This window comes from Arthrobacter sp. IK3 (assembly GCF_051337705.1).
Taxonomy (GTDB): domain Bacteria; phylum Actinomycetota; class Actinomycetes; order Actinomycetales; family Micrococcaceae; genus Arthrobacter_B; species Arthrobacter_B koreensis.
This window is the reverse complement of record NZ_JBPPSW010000015.1, coordinates 25,444-44,969: the sequence shown is the minus strand read 5'-3', so window position 1 is coordinate 44,969 and position 19,526 is coordinate 25,444. Positions and strand designations below refer to the sequence as shown.

Sequence of the window (19,526 nt, the reverse complement as noted above, 5' to 3'; positions counted from 1 at the left end):
AAGGAACCACGGCAAGAAACGGGCAGGCCGTCGGACACAGGGGTCGTTAGTTGCTTTGCTACCGAGGCAGCAGATCCGTAACTCGCCGAGCTGTCGCAGGTGCCGTGAGCCGACGTACCGAACGATGAGGTAACTGTGACTTCCGGACCTAATGGCCCATTTTCCCGACCGAGCCCCAGCACCACCCGTCGGCGGCGCAGCCCGCTGATTGCCACCCTGATCGTCGTCGCCGTACTGGTGATCGGGTTTGTCTACTTCTCCCAGGTCTACGCCGACGTGCTCTGGTACAACCAGCTCGGCTTCCTTGAAGTCTTCGTCAAGGAGAACCTGACCCGGATCGCCCTCTTTGCGGCGGCCTTCGTGGTCATGTCCGTCTGCGTCTACTTCAGCATCCGCGCCGCGTACTCCTCCCGGCCGATCTACGCCCCGGACAGCGCGCTGCAGGACAACCTGAACCGCTACCAGGCCCAGCTTGAGCCCGTCCGCAAGCTCCTGATGATCGGTATTCCGGTAGTGGTGGGCGGATTCGCCGGCACGGCCGCCATGGCCATGTGGGAGCAGGCGCTGCTGTTCTTCAACCGCAAGGACTTCGGGCAGACCGACCCCGAGTTCAACATGGACTTCAGCTTCTACCTGAACACGCTGCCGTTCATTGGTTTCATCGTCGGTTTCCTGATTTCAGTCGTCGTGATCAGCGGCATCGCCGGACTGCTCACCCACTACCTCTACGGCGGTATCCGCCTGGAGGAGAAGGGCGTCTTCGTCAGCCGCCCGGCACGTATCCACATTGCCGTGATTGCCGCTTCCTTCCTGCTGCTGCAGGCCGTGAACTTCTGGCTTGACCGCTACAACACCCTCCTGAGCACCTCCGGCTCCTGGACCGGCGCGCTGTACACGGACGTCAACGCCGTCATCCCGACGAAGGCGATCCTCGCCGTCGCCTCGGTGATCGTGGCGGTGCTGTTCATCCTCTCCGCGATCATCGGCCGCTGGCGCCTGCCCATCATCGGCACGGCCATGCTGGTCATCACCGCGATTGTTGCCGGCGGCGTGTACCCCTGGATCGTCCAGCGCTACCAGGTTGTTCCCTCGGAGCAGACCCTTGAGCGCGAGTACATCCAGCGCAACATCGACCTGACCCGCGAAGCCTACGGGCTGGCCGACACCGAGGTGATCGACTACGACGCGACTGTCGACGCCAACGCGGGCGCCCTGGCAGCCGACGCCGGAACCACGGCGAACATCCGCCTGCTGGACCCGAACGTCGTCTCCGACGCGTTCGGCCAGCTCCAGCAGTTCCGCCAGTACTACCAGTTCCCGGAAACCCTGAACGTTGACCGCTACGACGTAGAGGGCGACGTTCAGGACACCGTCATCGCGGTTCGCGAACTGAACATCAACGGCGTTCCCGACGGCTGGGTGAACGAGCACATCCTGTACACCCACGGTTACGGCGTGGTCGCCGCCCGAGGATCGACGGTGCAGGCTGACGGCAAGCCCAGCTTCATGGAATCCGGGATCCCCTCCACGGGTGTGCTCGGGGACTACGAGCCGCGTGTCTACTTCGGCGAGTCCTCCCCGGACTACTCCGTGGTCGGCGCTCCCGAAGGCACTGCGCCGGTTGAAATCGACCGCCCGCAGACCGGCAACGCTGAGGACGACACCCAGACCACCTTCTCCGGCGAGGGAGGACCGAGCGTTGGCAACCTCTTCAACCAGCTTGTCTACGCGATCAAGTTCCAGTCCACGGAACTGCTGCTCTCGGACTTCGTCAACGAAGAATCACAGATCCTGTACGACCGTGATCCCCGCGAACGCGTCGAGAAGGTAGCTCCTTACCTGACCGTTGACGGCAATGCCTACCCGGCCGTCGTCGACGGCCGCGTGAAGTGGATCGTGGACGGCTACACCACCAGCCGCTACTTCCCGTACTCCACCCAGCAGGAGCTTGCTTCGGCAACCACCGATTCCCTGACCGGCGGCGCGTCGGCTGCCCTGCCGGCAGACCGGGTGAACTACATCCGCAACGCCGTGAAGGCGACCGTCGATGCCTACGACGGCTCGGTCACCCTGTACGCCTGGGATGACGAGGACCCGCTGCTGAAGGCCTGGCAGGACGTTTTCCCGTCCACGCTCAAGCCGTACAGCGATATGTCTGCGGACCTGATGGCGCACGTCCGCTACCCGGAGGACCAGTTCAAGGTCCAGCGTGAGCTGATGGGCCGCTACCACGTCACCGATGCAGAGTCCTTCTACAAGAACGACGACGCGTGGTCCGTTCCGTCCGACCCAACCCGGACAAACTCCGACGTCAAGCAGCCGCCGTACTACCTCTCTCTGCAGATGCCGGGGCAGGACAGTCCCGCGTTCTCGCTGACGACTCCGTTTATCCCGTTTGTAAGCCAGAACGGTGAAGCCCGCAACGTGCTGTACGGCTTCCTCGCAGCCGACGCAGACGCCGGAACCGGTGCCGACGGCCAGAAGGCCGAGTCCTATGGAACTCTGCGGCTGCTCGAACTGCCGACTGACACGGCGGTGCCCGGCCCCGGCCAGGCCCAGAACCGCTTCAACTCGGATCCGACGGTCTCAAACGCGTTGAACCTGCTCCGCCAGGGTGCTTCCGAAGTCATCAACGGCAACCTGCTCAGCCTGCCTGTGGGCGGCGGCATGCTCTACGTGCAGCCCGTCTACGTCCAGTCCTCCGGTGCCTCCTCGTACCCGACACTCCAGCGCGTGCTGGTGAACTTCGGCGAGAAGGTTGGCTTCGCCCCGACCCTGGACGAAGCACTTGACCAGGTCTTTGGCGGCGACTCCGGAGCCGTCACCGGTGACCAGGAAAACGTCGGGAACACCCCTGACGACGGAACCACCCCGGCGCCGTCGGAGACCACCGCCCAGGCCGATCTGGAGACTGCACTGTCCGACGCCGGCGCAGCGATCCAGGAGGGCCAGGAAGCACTCGCCAACGGCGACTTCGCAGCCTACGGCGCGGCACAGGACAAGCTGAACGCGGCGATCCAGAGGGCCATCTCCGCGCAGGACAAGATGGCCGGCGCCGCGGCCGGTGCCGCTGACGGCTCTGCCGACTCGGGTGCCGACTCCGGAGAGGAAAACTCCGGAGAGTAGTCCCGTGAGTTGCGGCTCCTCCCCGCGGCCGGTAAAGTAGATACCGCGCCGCGGGGTGGAGCAGTTCGGTAGCTCGCTGGGCTCATAACCCAGAGGTCGCAAGTTCAAATCTTGCCCCCGCAACCACGTGAAAGACCCCCGTCCGGTTTCCGGACGGGGGTCTTTCCTTGTGTCCAGGCAGGAGCCGGGGCAGGACAGGAGGGTTTTCGCCGCTGCCTGCGGGGTCTGCCCTTTTCGCGCGGCTCACGGGACCTATGCCGACGCATCCGGGCAGCTGCATGTCCTTCCCGCTGCCTGGGGGAGGACCACGGGAAAACGCCGCAGGCCGGTGCCCCGTGCGGGACACCGGCCTGCGGCCGAAAGGCTGGGTAGGGCTAGTTCTGCTCGATAGCCGACTGGTTGGCGGCAGACGCCTTCAGTGCGGCGAGGCGGGCCTCCACCTCGGTCTGCTCACCGAGGTCCTCAAGGGACTCGAACTGGGCATCCAGGCTGGACGCAGCCAGTTCGTTGGCGCCCCGGACGCGGGCTTCTTCGCGGCGGATTTTCTCCTCGAAGCGGCCGACCTCCGAGGTGGGATCCATGACATCGATGCTCTTGATTGCGTCGTGCATCTGGTTCTGCGCGGCGGCGTTGCGTGAACGGGCGATGAGCTCGTTCCGCTTGGACTGCAGCTGCTGGAGCTTGTCCTTCATCTGGTTCAGGCCGGTCTTGAGCCGCTCAACGATCTCTTCCTGGGAAGCGATGGTCGGCTCGGCTCCGCGTGCCTCGTTCTCGGATGCCATCTGGCGCTGAATGGCAACCTTGGCCAGGTTGTCGAACTTCTCCGCGTCGGTAGTGTTGCCGCTGGCCCGGAATTCGTCTGCCTTGCGTGAGGCTGCAAGGGCCTTATTGCCCCAGCTGCGGGCATTCTCCAGGTCCTCGTTGTAGTCGTCCTGAAGCATCCGCAGGTTGCCGATGGTCTGGGCGACGGCGCTTTCGGCCTCGGCGATGTTGTTGCTGTAGTCGCGGACCATCTGGTCAAGCATCTTCTGGGGGTCTTCCGCCTGGTCCAGAAGCGCGTTGATGTTGGCCTTGGCCAGCTGGGCGATCCGCCCGAATATGGACTGCTTTACCATCTGTCTGCCTTTCGCATTCGTTCACGTAGTGCGTGGTTGTGCTGTTGCCAGCCTGTCAAAATCCGTGTCCGGCGAAAACCCGCCGCGGGAGTTTCCGCCGGGCTAGAAGTTTCCTCCCGAGGAGCCGAACCCGCCGCCTCCTCCGCCGAAGCCTCCGCCTCCGCCAAAGCCGCCGAACCCTCCGCCGCCCCAGCCACCGCCGCCGCCGGAGCCGCCCCGCAGGATGGAGTCGATGAGGATGCCGCCGAGTATGGCGCCGCCGAGTCCGCTTCCGCCGCCCCGGCCGCCGTACATGCCACCGCCGCCGCCCCAGCCACCCATGCCGCCGAAGCCGTCCACGTCCTGCTGGGCCATCTGGGACGCCTGTGCTGCAAGGGCATTGGCCTGCTGGGCATAGGCGAGGGCGCTGACCGGGTCTGACGACTGCAGTGCGATGGCCTGCTGGAGGTTCCGCTCGGCTTCTGCGAGCCGGGTGCGGGCCTCGCTGCCCACGCCTCCACGCCGGGCACGGATGTAGTCCGAGGTTCCTGCGATCTGCGCCTGGGCGGACATGATGGTGTGCTGGAGCGCATCGCGTGCACGGCGTTCCTGTTCCTGACGGTCCCGCAGGCCCTCCAAGGACGCATCCAGCTGTGCGTTGGCGGCTTCAAGCCGTCCCAGCAGGTCCACCGGGTCGTACTTGCCGCCGCGTGCGGCGGCCACCGCATCCAGTGCCTGCTCCACTCCGGCTATCGGGCCGGCGAGGGCCGGCTGGGCGCCGCCCTGCGAGAACGCACGGGCCTGGGCCAGATCCTGGCGGGCATCGGCGACGGCGCGGTCCAGTTCGGCCGCAGCCGAGTCCAGTCCGCTGCCGGTACGGTCAATGGCGTCCAGCAGGACGTTGGCCTGGTGCACGCTCTCCTCCGCTGCCCGGACGGCGAGGACTGCGGCGGAGGTGTCCCCGGACTGGATTTTCTCCTGCGCGGTGTCCGCTGCGTTCTCGACGAAGGCCAGCCGCTCCCGGGCCTGGTCGATGTTGTCCCGAACCTTGACGAGTGCGGCGTCGCTGTAGCGGGTTTCGAGTCCGCCGAGGGCCGCACGGGCGGAGTCCAGCCGGGCTGCTGCCGCCTGCGCGGATTCGCGCGCGGCTGCCAGCGCAGCGGGCGCATTGCGTTCAAGTTCCCGGAGCGCGTCGAAGTCTTCCTTATGTGCCTGCAGGGAGTCGTTGACTGCCTCGCACCGCCGGATGATGTCCTTGAGCCAGGTGCGCTGCTGCTCCTCGGTGTCCGGGATTTCGTCGTCAAGCTGCTGCTGCATCTTGAAGGACTCGCCCATGTGGGCGCGCGCCACAGCGAGGTCGTCGGTGAAGGTGGAGACGGCGTCGTCCCCGTACTGAGCAGCGGCGAAGGCAAGCTCCTGCTCGCTGGACTTGATCGCGTCGTCTGCAGCGATGAGCAGGCTCCCGGCCCGCTTGCGCAGGTCTGCCACGCTCATGGCATCCAGCGGATCCTTTGGCGCGGTCTCTTCCCGGCTGGCTACTGCGCGGCGTTTGCCGGAGCGGCTGCGGACCAGGAAGAAGACTGCGAAGGCGCCAACAAGCACGACCGCTGCGACGACGAAAGCCGGCACCAGGCTGCTGCTGCCGCCGGTGGAGACTTCGCCGCTTCCGCCGCCGGCTATGTCCTCCAGCGACTTGGCGGCGTTGACGGCTGCGGCAGTCCAGTCCTCGGACGTAATGTTCTGGTTGCCAAGCAGCGGTTCCGTCGCGGCGTCGATCATGGCGTTGCGGCGCTGTTCATTCAGGACGGACTGGTCCCCGGTGGCCACCTCGATCTTGCGTTCCTCGGTGGCGATGCTCAGGAGGGCTTCACGCGAGCCCATGCCCTTAGACGTAACAACATCCTGCGCCCATGCGGTGGGATCGCTTGGATCCGTGAAGCTGTCAACGAACACCACGTAAAGCGTGTAGCCGGTACTCTGCTGCACATCGCTGATGGCCTGCTGCACTTCCGCTGTGCCGCGGCCCAGGGAGCCGTTGGCGTCCACCAGGTACTGGCCCGGCGGAATGGTGACCGGAGGATCGGCATGGGCCGCCGACGGCGCGAACACCGCCAGGGCGCTCAGAGCCAGCACGGCTGCGAGCCGTTTCGTCCTCAACCGCATAAATGAATCCTTAGTCTGTCCGTGCGCTGCACTTGGGTACGGTTTCCTGGCTGCCGGGCGGATATGGCTCTGATTCTATGGGTGCCCGCACTGCCAGTCCACAACGAAACCGTATCCCATCAGTCTGGACGTTTCCTCTGGCTAACGCTGTTGACTAGGGCAGACGGAGGCTGGAGCGGGGGAGGTCCGGAACGCCGTGCCATTCGGGAAATTCCCAGCAGACATTCAGAAAGCTCGTGCCTGGGACACAGACTCCCCTGCGATAGTGGATAGGTCGATACTTGTGGGTACACCGAATTTTCGAAAGGACGGCCCATATGAGTGAGCACCTCGGGGGCACTGAAGACCCGCAGCGGCCGTTGCCTCCCCGCCCGCCGGTCCCGCCGACGTCATCAGCTTCGGAGGGGGAGAACCCGCCCCGCACCGCAGCGGACACCACACGGCTCCCGGCGGGGGACGCGAACCCCGTGCCGGAAGCCGGTGGCGCGCAGCCCGCGTCTGGAGCCGGCGGTCCCTGGCCGGCGCAGCAGGGCCAGCGGCCGGAGCCTGAGGCCCGGGAACAGGCCTCTTCCGGTGCTTTCAACACGTCCGGCTACAACAGCTCTGCCGGTCCCGCTCCGCAGACCCCGCCGGCTTCCTACCAGCCCGGGAACACCGGACCGTCCGGCGGCGGCTATGGCGGCGGCTACGGCGGGCACTACGGCAGCCCGGGACGCCAGCAGCCTTCGTCCGGGGGTCGCCGCCGGTACGGAACCGGCACGATCGTCACCGCCATGCTCATTGCCGGGCTCCTCGGCGGAGGCGTAGCAGTCGCGGCTGACGCCATCCTCGATGACGGTTCGCCGACGGCCGGGACGACCGGCCAGTCCAACACCGTGGTGGTCAATGACAAGGACAACGTCAATGCGATTACCGCTGCCGCGGTCAAGGCCTCGCCCAGCGTGGTGACGATCGAAGTCACGGGATCGGGTTCCTCCGGCAGCGGCTCCGGCATCATCCTGGACGACCAGGGGCACATCCTGACCAACACCCACGTGGTTACCCTTGGCGGTACGGTGGCGGACCCCAGCATCGAGGTCCAGACAGAGGACGGCAGGGTTCTCTCGGCCACCGTGGTCGGAACCGACCCGCTTTCGGACCTGGCCGTGATCAAGGTGGATTCGAACAATCTCACTCCGGCGACCCTCGGCGACTCGGACAACCTGAACGTGGGCGACTCCGTGCTTGCCATTGGCGCCCCGCTTGGCCTGGCCGGAACCGTCACGGACGGCATTGTGTCAACCCTGAACCGCACCATCAGCGTGCAGTCCTCGGCAGCACCTGAATCCAATTCCGACTCGGCCCCGGAGGACGACGGGTTTGGGTTCCGTTTCGCCCCGCCGGACGGTTCATCCCAGAACCAGAGCTCGGCGTCGAACTCCATCTACCTCAACGTGATCCAGACGGACGCAGCGATCAACCACGGAAACTCCGGCGGTGCGCTGGTCAACACGGACGGTGAGGTCATCGGCGTGAATGTGGCGATCGCTTCGGCATCGTCCACGTCCAGCGGAGAGGACAGCGGAAGCATCGGCGTCGGATTCGCCGTTCCCGCCAGCTACGCCCAGCGAGTGGCGGACGAGATTATTTCCAACGGGTCCGCCACGCATGGATTCCTCGGAGTGTCGGTGACTCCGGCGACCGAAGGCTCGTCCTCCTTCACGATTGGCGCGCAGGTCGCGGACAACCCGGCCAGCGGCACGCCGGCCGCGCGCGCAGGGCTGCAGAAGGGCGACGTCGTCACCTCGGTGGATGGAATTCCGATCACTGACGCGCAGTCGCTCACCGCGGCCATCCGCATGCAGGCGGCCGGTTCCAAGGTCACGATCGACTACGTACGGGATGGGAAGAGCCAGAGCACCGACGTAACCCTCGGGAACTCAGCAGACCAGTAACCGAACACCGGCTCCCGCACTACTCCGCCCCGCCTGCCGTCCGGCAGGCGGGGCGGAGCCTTTCGGCGGGCATGACCTCAGGGAAGGTGCTCCCGGCAGCAATTCGGGAGGAACGTTCGAGGCCGGGGGCCGCGTGTGATTAGCTTTAAGCTGTCGCCGCCGACGGGCGGGGGATGCCGGAACGCACACCGGCGCAATCTTCCTACAGGAAAGGCCGGAATGCAGGAGTCAGCCAACAGGCCGCTGAACATTGTTGTTTTGGTGAAGCACGTCCCGGACACCCAGTTTGACCGCCGTCTCGACGGACCGGACCACACCCTTGACCGTTCCGAGAGCATTCTCTCCGAGCTTGACGAGTACGCGCTCGAAGCCGCTCTCCAGCTGGCAGAGGAACGCGGCGGAGATAAGGGCGGGAACACAGTCACCGCCCTTACCATGGGCCCATCGGCGGCAGTAAACGCCGTGAAGAAGTCGCTGCAGATTGGTGCCTACAAGGGCGTGCACCTGTCCGACGACGCGCTGGAGGGCTCCGATGCCGCAGCCACCTCGCTGGCGCTGGCTGCCGCCGTCCGGCACCTGGAAGCAACCCAGGGCCCGGTTGACCTGGTTATCACCGGCATGGCCTCCACCGACGGTGAAACCTCGCTGGTTCCCGCGCAGCTAGCCGAACGCCTCGGGTACGCCCAGGTGACCTTTGCGTCCGAGCTCCAGACGGTGGCCGGTGAAGGCGGTCCAGTCCTGCGTGCCCGGCGCGACGGCGATTCGTATTCCGAGATCATCGAGGCACCGCTGCCGGCAGTCGTCTCGGTCACCGACCAGGCGAACGAACCGCGCTATCCGAACTTCCGCGGCATCATGGCCGCGAAGAAGAAGCCGGTAACCGTGCTCTCGCTCCAGGACGTAGGCATCGACCCGGCGCAGGTGGGCAAGGAAGGCTCCTGGACGTCGGTTGCGGCTTCCGCGCCGCGGCCCGCACGCGGTGCCGGCACCATCATCACCGACGACGGGAACGCGGGCGTCAAGCTGGTGGACTACCTCGCTTCCCAGAAACTCATCTAGCACGTCCCTTACGGCGCAGCCGCGCCCGCACACCTAGGAGAGCGCCCCATGGGCTCCGTACTGGTATTTATCGACGTTCCTTCCCTTCCCCTTCCGCGCGCCGGCCGTGAACTGCTGGCCATCGCCGCCTCGCTCGGCAGCGCCGAAGTGGCCGTGCCCCGGCCGCTGGCCGACGACGCCGCTGCGGCGCTGGGTGCCTGCGGCGTCACCCGCATTTACGAACCTTCGCAGGAACTGCCGGATGTGCTGGTGGCGGCCAAGGCTGCGTTCCTCGCCGAGGCTGTGCGCGCCGCCAACCCCGACGCCGTGCTGCTGGGCAATTCCTTCGAGGACCGCGAAGTCGCGGCCCGGGTGGGCATCAAGCTCGGTTCCGGTGTGATCACCGATGCGGTGGCGGTGGCTCCGGACCTGTCCGTGACCAAGTCAGTGCTTGCCGGTTCCTACACCTCCACCTGCCGGGTCCAGACCGGCACTCCGATCATCACCGTCAAGGCCAACTCCGTGGAACCCGCCGAACCCGGCGACGGCGCCGCTCCGGAGCGCAGCCTGGTGGCAGTCCCGGAAACCGGCCCGGCCGCAGCGGTGGCTGAGCGGTCCGAGAAACGGGTCAGCGGACGTCCCGAGCTTTCCGAGGCCCGGGTCATCGTGGCTGGCGGCCGCGGCGTTGACGGAGACTTCGGCCCCGTGGAAGAACTCGCGGACGTGCTTGGAGGGGCTGTTGGGGCTTCCCGTGCGGCAACGGACGCGGGCTGGATCGAGCACTCGGCCCAGGTGGGCCAGACCGGCAAGACCGTCTCACCGCAGCTCTACATCTCAGCGGGCATTTCCGGCGCCATCCAGCAGAAGGCCGGAATGCAGACCGCCAAGGTGATCGTTGCCGTGAACAAGGACCCGGATGCCCCCGTCTTCGAGATCGCGGACTTCGGCATTGTGGGCGATTTGGCCACTGTGCTGCCGCAGGCCGCCGAGGAAATCCGGAAGCGGCGCGCGTGAACGGTTTCCCCGGATCCGCGCCCGGACGTGTCCTGGCGTTCGCGGCGCACCCGGATGACATCGACTTCGGTGCCGCCGGCACGCTGGCCAGGTGGGCCGCTGAGGGCACCGAGATCTCATACTGCATTATGACTTCCGGGGATGCCGGCGGCTTCGAAACCGCCGGCCGGGAAGACATCAGTGCCAGGCGGAACGCCGAGCAGCGCGCCGCGGCCGACATCGTGGGCGCAGGGGATATCCACTTCCTGGGCGAGCGGGACGGATTCCTTGCCGTGAGCCACGAGGTGGTGGGCAAGGCAGTGGAGCTGATCCGCCAGGTGCGTCCCGACGTCGTGCTTTCAATGCATCCGGAACGCAACTGGGCCCGGATCCAGGCCAGCCACCCGGACCACCTGGCCTGCGGTGAGATTGTTACCCGTGCGGTGTATCCGGCGGCGGAGAATCCGTTCGCCTACCCCGAACTGGAACAGGGCGGACTGCACGCCTGGAAGGTACCGTGGCTGGTCTTCTACGGCGCTCCGCGTGAACGCGAGAACCATGCCGTGGACATCACGGCGCAGGTGGACACCAAACTGGAGGCCGTGCGGGTTCACGCCAGCCAGCATCCGGACCTGCCCGGAATGGAATCCGCGGTGCGGTCATTCCTGCAGGAGAACGCGGCACGGCACGGCCTGCCCGAGGGCACCAGTGCAGAGGTCTTCCACGTGGTGGGAGTGAACACCCCCGCCACCATCGCCGGTTTCTAGGGCTTGACGGCCGTCACAATCAGGGTGTCGGCGTTGAGCGTGTATTCCTCCCCGAGTTCTGCCAGGAACGCATTGCGGACCCGGCCTGCGGCGTCCCGGTCTTCCGGAAGCAGCAGGCGCAGCGGGCTGCCCATCACCATCGACCAGGCCAGGTCCTGGCTCAGCAGCACCGGCACGGATGTGTGTACGGCGCTGACCTCCTGCAGGCCAAGATCCGACAGCCATTGAGAGGCTTTCTCCGGTGTGTTGATGCGGAGCATGTTGTCCCGGGAAGACTCGCTGGTGTCCGGAAGGTCCACGCCCTCCGCGGCGCAGTGCCGGAAAAGGGCGGACGTGAATTCAGTCAGCGCGCCCTCGGCCCAGGTACTGAAGGCCAGCCGGCCGCCGCTGCGCAGGAGTGAAACCAGATGGCGTACCCCGGCATCCATGTCCGGCAGGAAGAAGACGGCGTAGCCGCACAGGATCACGTCATACTGCGTGTCGGGACGGAACCCCAGGACATCGCTCTGGGAGAAGGCAACGTTCTCCAGCGAAAGCGTCTTGGCCTTGGCAGCGGCAATCTCCAGCAGTTCCGCGGAGAGGTCCACAGCGTCCACGATCGCCCCCGGACCGGCGCTCTGGGCTGCCGGAACCGTGATTGAACCGCCGCCGCAGCAGGCATCCAGGACGCTCTCATCCAGCCTGACGTCCGCCGCGGCAACCAGGGCGTTGCCCATCGGATTCCACAGGGAGGGTGCCATGCGTTCAAAATCGCCGGCTCCGGCGTCGAAAATCCTGGCAAGGGGCTGCTGCTCGGGCATGGTCTGTCCTTCGGCTTAGAGCTGGGCGCCGGCGAAGCCGTGCTGTCGCCAGGCTTCGTAGACGGCAATGGAAGCGGAGTTCGCCAGGTTCAGCGACCGCAGGGACGGAAGCATGGGCAGCCGCAGCCGTGCAGTCACCCGGGGATCATGTTTGACGTCCTCCGGCAGCCCGACGGACTCCGGGCCGAAAAGCAGCACGTCGCCGGGCTGGTAGGCAATGTCCGTGTAGGTGGTGTCGCCGTCGGAGGTAAAGGCGTAGACCCGCTCCGGGCGCAGTGCCTCGAAGGCGGCTTCGAGGTTCGGATGCACGTGCATCACGGCGAGGTCATGATAATCCAAGCCCGCCCGGCGCAGCTTGGAGTCCTCGAAGTCGAAGCCCAGGGGCTCCACCAGGTGCAGCTCGGCACCGGTGATCGCTGCGAGCCGGATCGCGTTGCCCGTGTTGCCCGGAATTTCAGGGGTATGGAAAAGGATGCGGAACACGTCTTTATCCTATGCCCGCGCCGCTACTGGTTCGTCGCATCGAGCAGGGCTCCCAGCACGGGAAGCAGGACAGTGTTCGGCTGGGGCCCGGTACTGAAGAACCGGCGGAGGTCCCGTGCCAGCGTTCCGGGATTCACGACGTCGACCGGCGCTGACCCGGGCAGGTTCGGAGGGGAGTCGATAATTGGCTCGAACGGGTTCTGGTTAGGGCTGTGCAGGACAAGCCAGCCTGAGACCCGCACGTCGGGGAACTTCTCCTGCAAGGTCCGGACCGCGTCAGCCAGCCGGAGCGAACCTACGGTTCGGCCACGGTGGCGAAGCTGCTTCCCGTCCCAGTACCAGGCGCCCGGGGACGCCATGATCGAGTCAATGACTGCCATCCGGTAGCCGCCGAGCAGGACGTGTCCAATTTCCAGGTTGCCGCCGCGCGGGCCACTGTCCGGGATGCGCAGGGAATTGACGAGTCTGCCTGCCGGGTAATCCGGCAGCAGGGAGTTCGCCAGCAGCCCGATCGTAAGGTTCTCCGCGTCGAAGCGGGATCCGGCAGAGGAACCCATGCGCTTGAGGAGTCCGGGCCTCTCGGGTTCCCCGTTGACCTGGCGCCCAATCATGGCCAGCGGAATGGCGGGAGGGCGCTGCGGCGTGAAATCGGGTACGAAAACCGGCGGCTTGCCGAAGTCCGGGTTGGGAACAGATTTGCCGGCGGCGGATCCGCTGGTGCCGGCGGGACGGACCGGGGAGGAACCGGAAACGGGGCCCGCCGAACCGGCCCGGCCCAGCCGACGGTCGTAGGCGGAACGCTGATCCGGGTCGGAGAGCACCTGGTAGGCCTCAGAGACCAGATGGAACAGCTCGCTGCTTCCACCCTGGTCCGGGTGGGCACGGCGGGCAGCCTTCCGATACGCGGACTTGATCTCGTCAACGGTGGCGGACGGCGTGAGCCCCAGTACCTCGTACAGCGATTGGGCTGGGGGAGTCACTGCTGGTCCTTTCGGTAGCAAATCGGCCTCCGCGGTAGCGGATACCAACACTTTCTCGGTCTAGTCCTGCGGCGCAGGCACCGATATAACGCTGCAGGACGCGGAATAGTTCGCCGGAGCCCGGTCCTGTTCGCTCCCGGTGGAGCCCCAATTCTAGCGGCTGGAATCCGCGCTCCCGTGCGGCCGTCCGGGTGCGGAAGGGTGTGCCCGGGCTACCGAAACCCGGTACCGGACCACACCGCGGGGACCGGGCGCTAGAATTGTCTGGTGCCCGTGTACCTCGACCACGCGGCGACCACGCCTATTTCGGCTTCGGCCCTCGCCGCACTCACATCCGAACTGAGCCGCAGCGGCAATCCCTCTTCGCTGCACGGCTCAGGCAGGCGCGCCCGGATGGTGGTGGAAGACTCCCGGGAATCGCTGGCGGCGGCACTTGACTGCCATCCCTCCGAGGTCATCTTCACTTCCGGGGGCACCGAGGCGGACAACCTGGCGGTCAAGGGCCTGTACTGGTCCCGTCGGGACGCTGATCCGCGCCGGAACCGCATCCTCTGCTCGCCGGTGGAACATCACGCCGTGCTGGACACCGTGGAGTGGCTCCAGAAGCACGAGGGCGCCGAAGTGACCTGGCTGCCGGTGGATTCCGAAGGCGTCGTGAGCCTCGACGCCGTGCGCCGCGAACTGGAAGAACACGGGGCGGAAACCGCCCTCGTGACGCTGATGTGGGCGAACAACGAGGTAGGAACCCTCCAGGACATCCCGGCCCTGGTGGAACTGGCGCACTCCTACGGCGTGCCGGTTCATTCCGACGCCGTGCAGGCCTTTGGCGCCGTACCCCTCAGCTTCCGCGAGTCCGGCCTGGACACCATGGCGGTCAGCGGGCACAAGATCGGCGGCCCGGTGGGCGTTGGCGCGCTTGTGGTTGGACGCGCCGTCAAGCTCACCCCGGTGCTGCACGGCGGGGGACAGGAGCGGGATATCCGCTCCGGCACCCTGGACAAGCCCGGCATCGCCGCGTTCGCTGCCGCAGCCCGGGAAGCCACGGAGAACCTGGCCGAAGAAAGTGCGCGCCTGCGCACCCTGCGCAACTACCTGATTGCCGCCGTCGAACGCGCCGTTCCCGACGCGGTGCTGCGCGGACCGCGCGACGACGAGGATGGTACCCGCAGGCTTCCCGGCAACGCCCACTTCACCTTCCCCGGGTGCGAGGGCGATTCCCTGCTTTTCCTCCTGGACCTGGCAGGAGTAGAGTCGTCCACCGGCTCGGCGTGCACCGCCGGGGTGCCGCGTCCGTCCCATGTGCTGCTGGCCATGGGACTGACCGAAACCGAGGCCCGCGGCGCCCAGCGGTTCAGCCTGGGGCATACATCCACCGCCGAAGACGTTGATGCACTAATAGATGCCCTGCCCGAAGCGTACGAACGGGCCAAGAAGGCCGGCATGGCGGGCAATGAAAGCAGCATACGAACAGCAGGAACGGGTTTTTAGCTCATGAAGGTTTTGGCAGCAATGAGCGGCGGAGTCGACTCCGCCGTGGCCGCAGCACGGGCAGTGGAGGCAGGGCACGACGTCGTCGGGGTCCACCTGGCGCTGTCCCGCATGCCCGGTACCCTGCGCACCGGCAGCCGGGGCTGCTGCACCATCGAGGACTCGCGTGACGCCTGGCGGGCATGCGACATCCTGGGCATCCCGTACTACGTCTGGGATTTCTCCGAGCGGTTCAAGGAGGACGTGGTCGATGACTTCGTGGCCGAGTACGCGGCGGGCCGCACACCGAACCCCTGCATGCGCTGCAACGAACGGATCAAGTTCGCTGCGCTGCTGGAAAAGGCGCTGGCGCTGGGTTTCGACGCCGTGTGCACCGGCCATTATGCCAAGGTGATCACCGACGCCGACGGGAATCCCGAGCTGCACCGTGCGGCAGACTGGGCAAAGGACCAGTCCTACGTGCTGGGCGTGCTGACCCACGAACAGCTCAAGCACGCCATGTTCCCGCTGGCTGACACCCCGTCCAAGGCGGAGGTCCGGGCCGAGGCCGAGCGCCGCGGGCTGTCCGTTGCCAACAAGCCGGACAGCCACGACATCTGCTTCATTCCCGACGGCGACACCCGCGGCTGGCTCGAAGAACGCATCGAGATGACCGAGGGCGAGATCGTAGACCCCACGGGCGAGACGCTCGGCACGCATCCGGGCGCCAACGCCTTCACCGTAGGCCAGCGCAAGGGCCTGAAGCTCGGCCGCCCCGCGGCGGACGGCAAGCCGCGCTTCGTGCTGGAGATCCGGCCGAAGGAAAACAAGGTCATCGTGGGACCGGAGAAGCTGCTTGAAATCGACCAGATGCGCGGCATCAAGGTTTCCTGGGCGGGCTTGCCCATCCACGAGGTGGAAACCGGGGAAACCTTCGAGTGCACCGCGCAGGTCCGCGCCCACGGCGATCCCGTTCCGGCGACCGCCTGGATGGAATCCGGTGAAGAAGGACGCAGCGAACTGGTGGTTCGGCTGAAGGATCCGATGCGCGGGGTGGCCCCCGGGCAGACCGTGGTGATCTACCAGGGCACCCGGGTGCTGGGCCAGGCCACGATCGACTCGGCACGTTCCCTGCAGTGGGATCCTGCCGCGGTCTCCTAGCCCCGCCCGCCGTAACGTGCACCTGCGTGCCGGAGGCTGGACCCTAAACTGGATTCATGAGTACTGCACCAGCTGACGATTTCGACCCCACAGCCAGTTCCCTGTCCGGGAAGGTGGCAGACGAGGTCATGGCCGAGCTGCTTGCCATGCGCAGCAGCATCGACAATATCGACGCCACGCTGGTCTACCTCCTGGCTGAACGCTTCAAGGCGACGCAGCGGGTAGGACACCTCAAGGCCGAGCACCACCTGCCGCCCGCGGACCCCGGCCGCGAAGTTGCACAGATCGCCAGGCTGCGGCGGCTTGCCGAGGACGCGAACCTCGATCCGGCCTTTGCCGAGAAGTTCCTGAACTTCATCATCAGCGAAGTCATTCGGCACCACCAGGCCATTTCCGAGACCCGTAACGGCGGCAGCAGTGCAGAAGGAGCCTGAGCAGGCTGCTGCGCCCGTTCCGGCGGGCGTCAGCGCAACGGCGCAGGGAACCTGGCCCGGGACCGACCCGCTGGAAGCCGCAAAGATCATCCGCGGTGAACTGGGCGAGCCGCACCTGCCGTTCTTGGTCGAATTGCCTGCTCGCGGCGTCGGAGCCGATCCAGTGGGACGGGCCGCAGCCATCCTGGTCGACCTGCCGGTGGACCTGCAGCCGCATGGCTGGCGCCTGGTGGACCGCCCGGGAATCGACTACAGGCGGGCTGAGTCCCTGCTGGCCCGGGACATCAATACCCTGGCAGACGTCATCGGCGTGGAAGAGAATCCCGGCTCCAGGCTGAAGGTTTCCCTGCAGGGGCCGCTGTCCCTCGCCGCTGGACTGTACCTGCATAACGGAGAACGCGCCCTGTCCGACGCCGGCGCGCGCCGGGAGATCACCGAGTCGCTGGCCGCAGGTGCGGCGGAGTATGTTCGCCGCGTCGCCGCCGTCGCCCGCGGTGCAGCGCTCACCGTCCAGCTGGACGAACCGCTCCTGGACAACATCCTGGACGGCCGCATCCCCACGGCCAGCGGGTACCGGACCCTGCGCTCGGTTCCGCCGCAGGAAGCGTCCCAGGCCTGGCACCTGCTCCGGGAATCCCTGCGTGCTGCAGGAGCCGCCGAAGTGGTCCTGAACCTGCCCTCTGCCCGTCACCGCGCCTCCGGCTCCGGCCTGGACCTCGCACTGGGTGCGGGTGCCGACGGCGTCGCACTTCCCCTCAAGGGGCTGGCCAACGGCGACTGGGAAGGGATCGCGGAGGCTGTCGAAGCCGGAAGGCACATCTGGCTCGGCGCCCTGCCGCTGCCTTCGGCAGGAGAGGCTCCCCGGCAGGTGACGGCCCTGGTGCAGGACATCACGGCAGGATGGCAGAGAGTGGGACTCCCGCTGCGGGACCTGCCGGCGCTGGGCATCATGCCGGCCGGCGACCTGGCGGAGCTCGCGCCGTCCGCGGCCCGGCGCGTACTTCAACGCCTCACCCAGACAGCATCTGCGCTGGACCAGCTGGCCGCCGAAGGCTAAGCGCCGGACTAGAGCCTGCGCTCCCATTTCTCGGGTTCGGCGTCCGGTGGCAGGACGCCGTCGAACTCCCGGTACTCGTAGGTAAAGCTGCCGTCGTAGACAAAAACCGTGCCGAGCTGGCGCTGGCGGACGATTGTCCGGATGCGGAAGTGACCGGCGGATTCATCCCACCACTGCTCGGCGTGGGCATCCGCGCCGGCCAGCACCGGTACCGGCAGCCGCAGCCGGCCCAGGAACAGCCGGGTATGCGGAGAATGCATGTGCAGCCGGCCGTCCTGCGACACCGAAAGATCCAGGTCCGTGGCCAGGTTCCGGCGACGTCCGACATAGTCGGTCAGGCCGGTTGGGGACGTCAGGGAGGTGGTGTCCTCGAAGATCCGGTCCGCGCGGTCGAACCTGAATGTGCGGACCGCGGTGAGCGACGAGCGCCCGAACGGGTCAATGTGCGGGTAGTTGCTGATGGTAAACGGGACGCGGCGGCCGAAATCCGGAAAGAATGCATTCGCAACGGGAATGGCGGAGAGCAGTGGCCGCAGCGCCGGGCGCGGACTGCCGGCGACGTCGAAAATGCCGGTGCCGAAGCCATACCTGCCCTCGCCGGGCTGCAGCGAAAAATAGTCCTGCAGCTGCGGCTGCAGGCGGTCAAACGCGGCGCCGAGCGCCCGCTGGTAGACGGAACCATCACTCATCCACCCAGCCTACGCCGCCGGTTACCGCCGCGCCCGCGGGCAGCAGCCTAGAGCCGCCCGGAAGCCTTCAGCCGGATGTACATGTCCGCGAGTTTCGGCGGCAGTTCATGCGGCGGTTCATCCACGACTTCCGCGCCCATGGATTTGAGCTGGGCGGTCACTGCCGCACGGTCCAGCAGGGCCCTTTCCGCGGCCGCGGCGCGGAACACCGCCGAGGCGGACGTCCGGTCCGCCCGCAGCTCATCCAGGGCGGGGTCCCGGACCGAGGCGACTACCACCACGTGCTTGGCGAGCAGGGCAGGCAGCACCGGCAGCAGGCCCTCCTCCACTGCGCCGGCGTCCAGCGACGTAATCAGCACAACCAGTGAGCGACGGGAGGACACCGAGGCGACCAGTCCGGGAAGCAGGGAAAAGTCGGCTTCGATAAGTTCCGCGTCCAGCGGGGCCATGGCCCCGGCGAGGCGGCTCAGCAGGTTGGCCTTGGCCGCTGAATCCACGCGTGCCCGGACCCGGCGGTCAAACGCCGCGAAGTCCACGCGGTCACCGCCGCCCTGGGCCAGCATGCCCAGCAGCAGCGCTGCCTCGATGCCGGTGTCCAGCCGCGGTTCGTCCAGGATACGGGCCGCGGCAGTCCGGGAAGTGTCCAGCAGCAGGATGACCCTGCGGTCCCGTTCCGGCCGCCAGGTGCGCACCACGGTGTCCCGGCGCCGCGCCGTCGCCCGCCAGTCGATGGAACGGACATCGTCGCCGCGGACATAGTCGCGCAGCGAGTCGAATTCGGTGCCTGCGCCGCGCAGCTGCACAGAGGCGTTGCCGTCTATTTCGCGCAGCCGGCGCAGCTTTGCCGGCAGGTGGCGCTTGGAGCGGAACGGCGGCAGCACGCGCAGGGTTCCCGGGTACGGGACGGTGCGCTGCCTTGCGGCCAGGCCCAGTGGTCCAAACGAGCGGATGGTTACGGCTGCAGTGTGCAGGTTACCCCTGCGTTCCGGCCGCAGGGTGCCCGGTGCCCGGCGTGCTTCACCCGCGGGAACCGTGACACGGCGTTCGGAACGCAGCTGGCCCGCAGACGGCTGCCAGGCGTCCCTGACGGCAGCTCGCAGCGTCCGGCTCGATTCATTGCGGAGCACCAGGGCCGCCGGCACGTCTTCATCCAGCCGGGCACTTTCGGGAAGCTCGCGTTCCAGCCGGGTCTCCAGCGGCGGTGCCGCCAGGGCCAGGTCCACACCGGCGGCTGCCGCCGTCAGGGCCAGCCATGCCAGGATGGTTCCGGTGCCGGGGAAGAGCACGACGGCGACGGCGCCCAGTGCGGCCAGGATGACCAGGCGGTGGGAAATCGCCAT

General features: G+C 66.9%; 16 protein-coding genes and 1 tRNA gene. 10 read left to right on the top strand and 7 right to left on the bottom strand.

The genetic code is table 11. The features are described from left to right. Nucleotides 1-135: 135 nt before the first annotated feature. Complete coding sequence (locus ACSLGO_RS17265) at nt 136-3,126, top strand: UPF0182 family membrane protein (RefSeq protein ID WP_386917571.1); 2,991 nt, start codon at nt 136-138, stop codon at nt 3,124-3,126. Between the two features lie 49 nt (nt 3,127-3,175). Further along, nucleotides 3,176-3,252, top strand: a tRNA-Met gene (locus ACSLGO_RS17260). Nucleotides 3,253-3,500: 248 nt separating this feature from the next. On the opposite strand, the gene ACSLGO_RS17255 is transcribed toward ACSLGO_RS17260, so the two are convergent. Together ACSLGO_RS17255 and ACSLGO_RS17250 are read right to left on the bottom strand one after the other, a co-directional pair. Beyond that, the gene (locus tag ACSLGO_RS17255) at nt 3,501-4,241 is read right to left on the bottom strand and encodes a PspA/IM30 family protein (RefSeq protein ID WP_091603118.1); all 741 of its coding nucleotides are present in this window, start codon (nt 4,239-4,241) and stop codon (nt 3,501-3,503) included. A 102-nt stretch (nt 4,242-4,343) separates the two neighbouring features. After that, complete coding sequence (locus ACSLGO_RS17250) at nt 4,344-6,383, bottom strand: TPM domain-containing protein (protein ID WP_436401564.1); 2,040 nt, start codon at nt 6,381-6,383, stop codon at nt 4,344-4,346. Between the two features lie 317 nt (nt 6,384-6,700). Between ACSLGO_RS17250 and ACSLGO_RS17245 the strand changes: the two genes are divergently transcribed. From ACSLGO_RS17245 to ACSLGO_RS17230, 4 genes are all read left to right on the top strand, one after another. Then, nucleotides 6,701-8,317 carry a trypsin-like peptidase domain-containing protein gene (locus tag ACSLGO_RS17245; protein WP_436401563.1) on the top strand — a complete coding sequence of 539 codons (1,617 nt, stop codon included), beginning with the start codon at nt 6,701-6,703 and terminating at the stop codon, nt 8,315-8,317. A gap of 219 nt (nt 8,318-8,536) precedes the next feature. After that, the gene (locus ACSLGO_RS17240) at nt 8,537-9,376 is read left to right on the top strand and encodes an electron transfer flavoprotein subunit beta/FixA family protein (RefSeq protein ID WP_176697549.1); all 840 of its coding nucleotides are present in this window, start codon (nt 8,537-8,539) and stop codon (nt 9,374-9,376) included. A gap of 48 nt (nt 9,377-9,424) precedes the next feature. Further along, entirely contained in the window at nt 9,425-10,369 is a 945-nt protein-coding gene (locus ACSLGO_RS17235; protein ID WP_152273586.1) for an electron transfer flavoprotein subunit alpha/FixB family protein, read from the top strand. Continuing rightward, the gene (locus ACSLGO_RS17230) at nt 10,366-11,115 is read left to right on the top strand and encodes a PIG-L deacetylase family protein (RefSeq protein WP_419242838.1); all 750 of its coding nucleotides are present in this window, start codon (nt 10,366-10,368) and stop codon (nt 11,113-11,115) included. The genes ACSLGO_RS17235 and ACSLGO_RS17230 overlap by 4 nt, the downstream gene beginning before the upstream one ends. On the opposite strand, the gene ACSLGO_RS17225 is transcribed toward ACSLGO_RS17230, so the two are convergent. Genes ACSLGO_RS17225 through ACSLGO_RS17215 form a run of 3 tightly spaced genes read right to left on the bottom strand, consistent with a single transcriptional unit; the run spans nt 11,112 to nt 13,378 of the window. Further along, nucleotides 11,112-11,915, bottom strand: a complete 804-nt coding sequence (locus ACSLGO_RS17225) for a class I SAM-dependent methyltransferase (protein WP_325787646.1) — start codon at nt 11,913-11,915, stop codon at nt 11,112-11,114. The two genes, ACSLGO_RS17230 and ACSLGO_RS17225, sit on opposite strands and share 4 nt — an antisense overlap. A 15-nt stretch (nt 11,916-11,930) precedes the next feature. Continuing rightward, the gene (locus ACSLGO_RS17220; protein ID WP_091603136.1) at nt 11,931-12,398 is read right to left on the bottom strand and encodes a tRNA (cytidine(34)-2'-O)-methyltransferase; all 468 of its coding nucleotides are present in this window, start codon (nt 12,396-12,398) and stop codon (nt 11,931-11,933) included. 23 nt (nt 12,399-12,421) lie between these two features. After that, complete coding sequence (locus tag ACSLGO_RS17215) at nt 12,422-13,378, bottom strand: J domain-containing protein (protein ID WP_436401562.1); 957 nt, start codon at nt 13,376-13,378, stop codon at nt 12,422-12,424. 267 nt (nt 13,379-13,645) lie between these two features. Here ACSLGO_RS17215 and ACSLGO_RS17210 point away from each other — a divergent pair, with 267 nt between their 5' ends. The 4 genes from ACSLGO_RS17210 to ACSLGO_RS17195 are packed head-to-tail and all read left to right on the top strand — an operon-like array spanning nt 13,646 to nt 17,497. Then, nucleotides 13,646-14,866 (top strand): cysteine desulfurase family protein, encoded by a 1,221-nt coding sequence (locus tag ACSLGO_RS17210; protein ID WP_386917563.1) that lies wholly within the window; start codon nt 13,646-13,648, stop codon nt 14,864-14,866. A gap of 3 nt (nt 14,867-14,869) precedes the next feature. Further along, nucleotides 14,870-16,006: a tRNA 2-thiouridine(34) synthase MnmA gene (gene mnmA / locus ACSLGO_RS17205; RefSeq protein WP_091603145.1), complete on the top strand. Its 1,137-nt coding sequence runs from the start codon at nt 14,870-14,872 to the stop codon at nt 16,004-16,006. A 56-nt stretch (nt 16,007-16,062) separates the two neighbouring features. Beyond that, a complete protein-coding gene (locus tag ACSLGO_RS17200) occupies nt 16,063-16,440 on the top strand; it encodes a chorismate mutase (protein ID WP_091603148.1) in 378 nt (125 codons plus the stop codon). Further along, nucleotides 16,424-17,497, top strand: coding sequence for a hypothetical protein (locus ACSLGO_RS17195; protein WP_436401561.1), 1,074 nt, complete (start codon nt 16,424-16,426; stop codon nt 17,495-17,497). The genes ACSLGO_RS17200 and ACSLGO_RS17195 overlap by 17 nt, the downstream gene beginning before the upstream one ends. 8 nt (nt 17,498-17,505) lie before the next feature. On the opposite strand, the gene ACSLGO_RS17190 is transcribed toward ACSLGO_RS17195, so the two are convergent. Continuing rightward, nucleotides 17,506-18,186, bottom strand: coding sequence for a DUF4166 domain-containing protein (locus ACSLGO_RS17190; RefSeq protein ID WP_263127245.1), 681 nt, complete (start codon nt 18,184-18,186; stop codon nt 17,506-17,508). 47 nt (nt 18,187-18,233) lie between these two features. Continuing rightward, a complete protein-coding gene (locus tag ACSLGO_RS17185) occupies nt 18,234-19,526 on the bottom strand; it encodes a DUF58 domain-containing protein (protein WP_325787650.1) in 1,293 nt (430 codons plus the stop codon).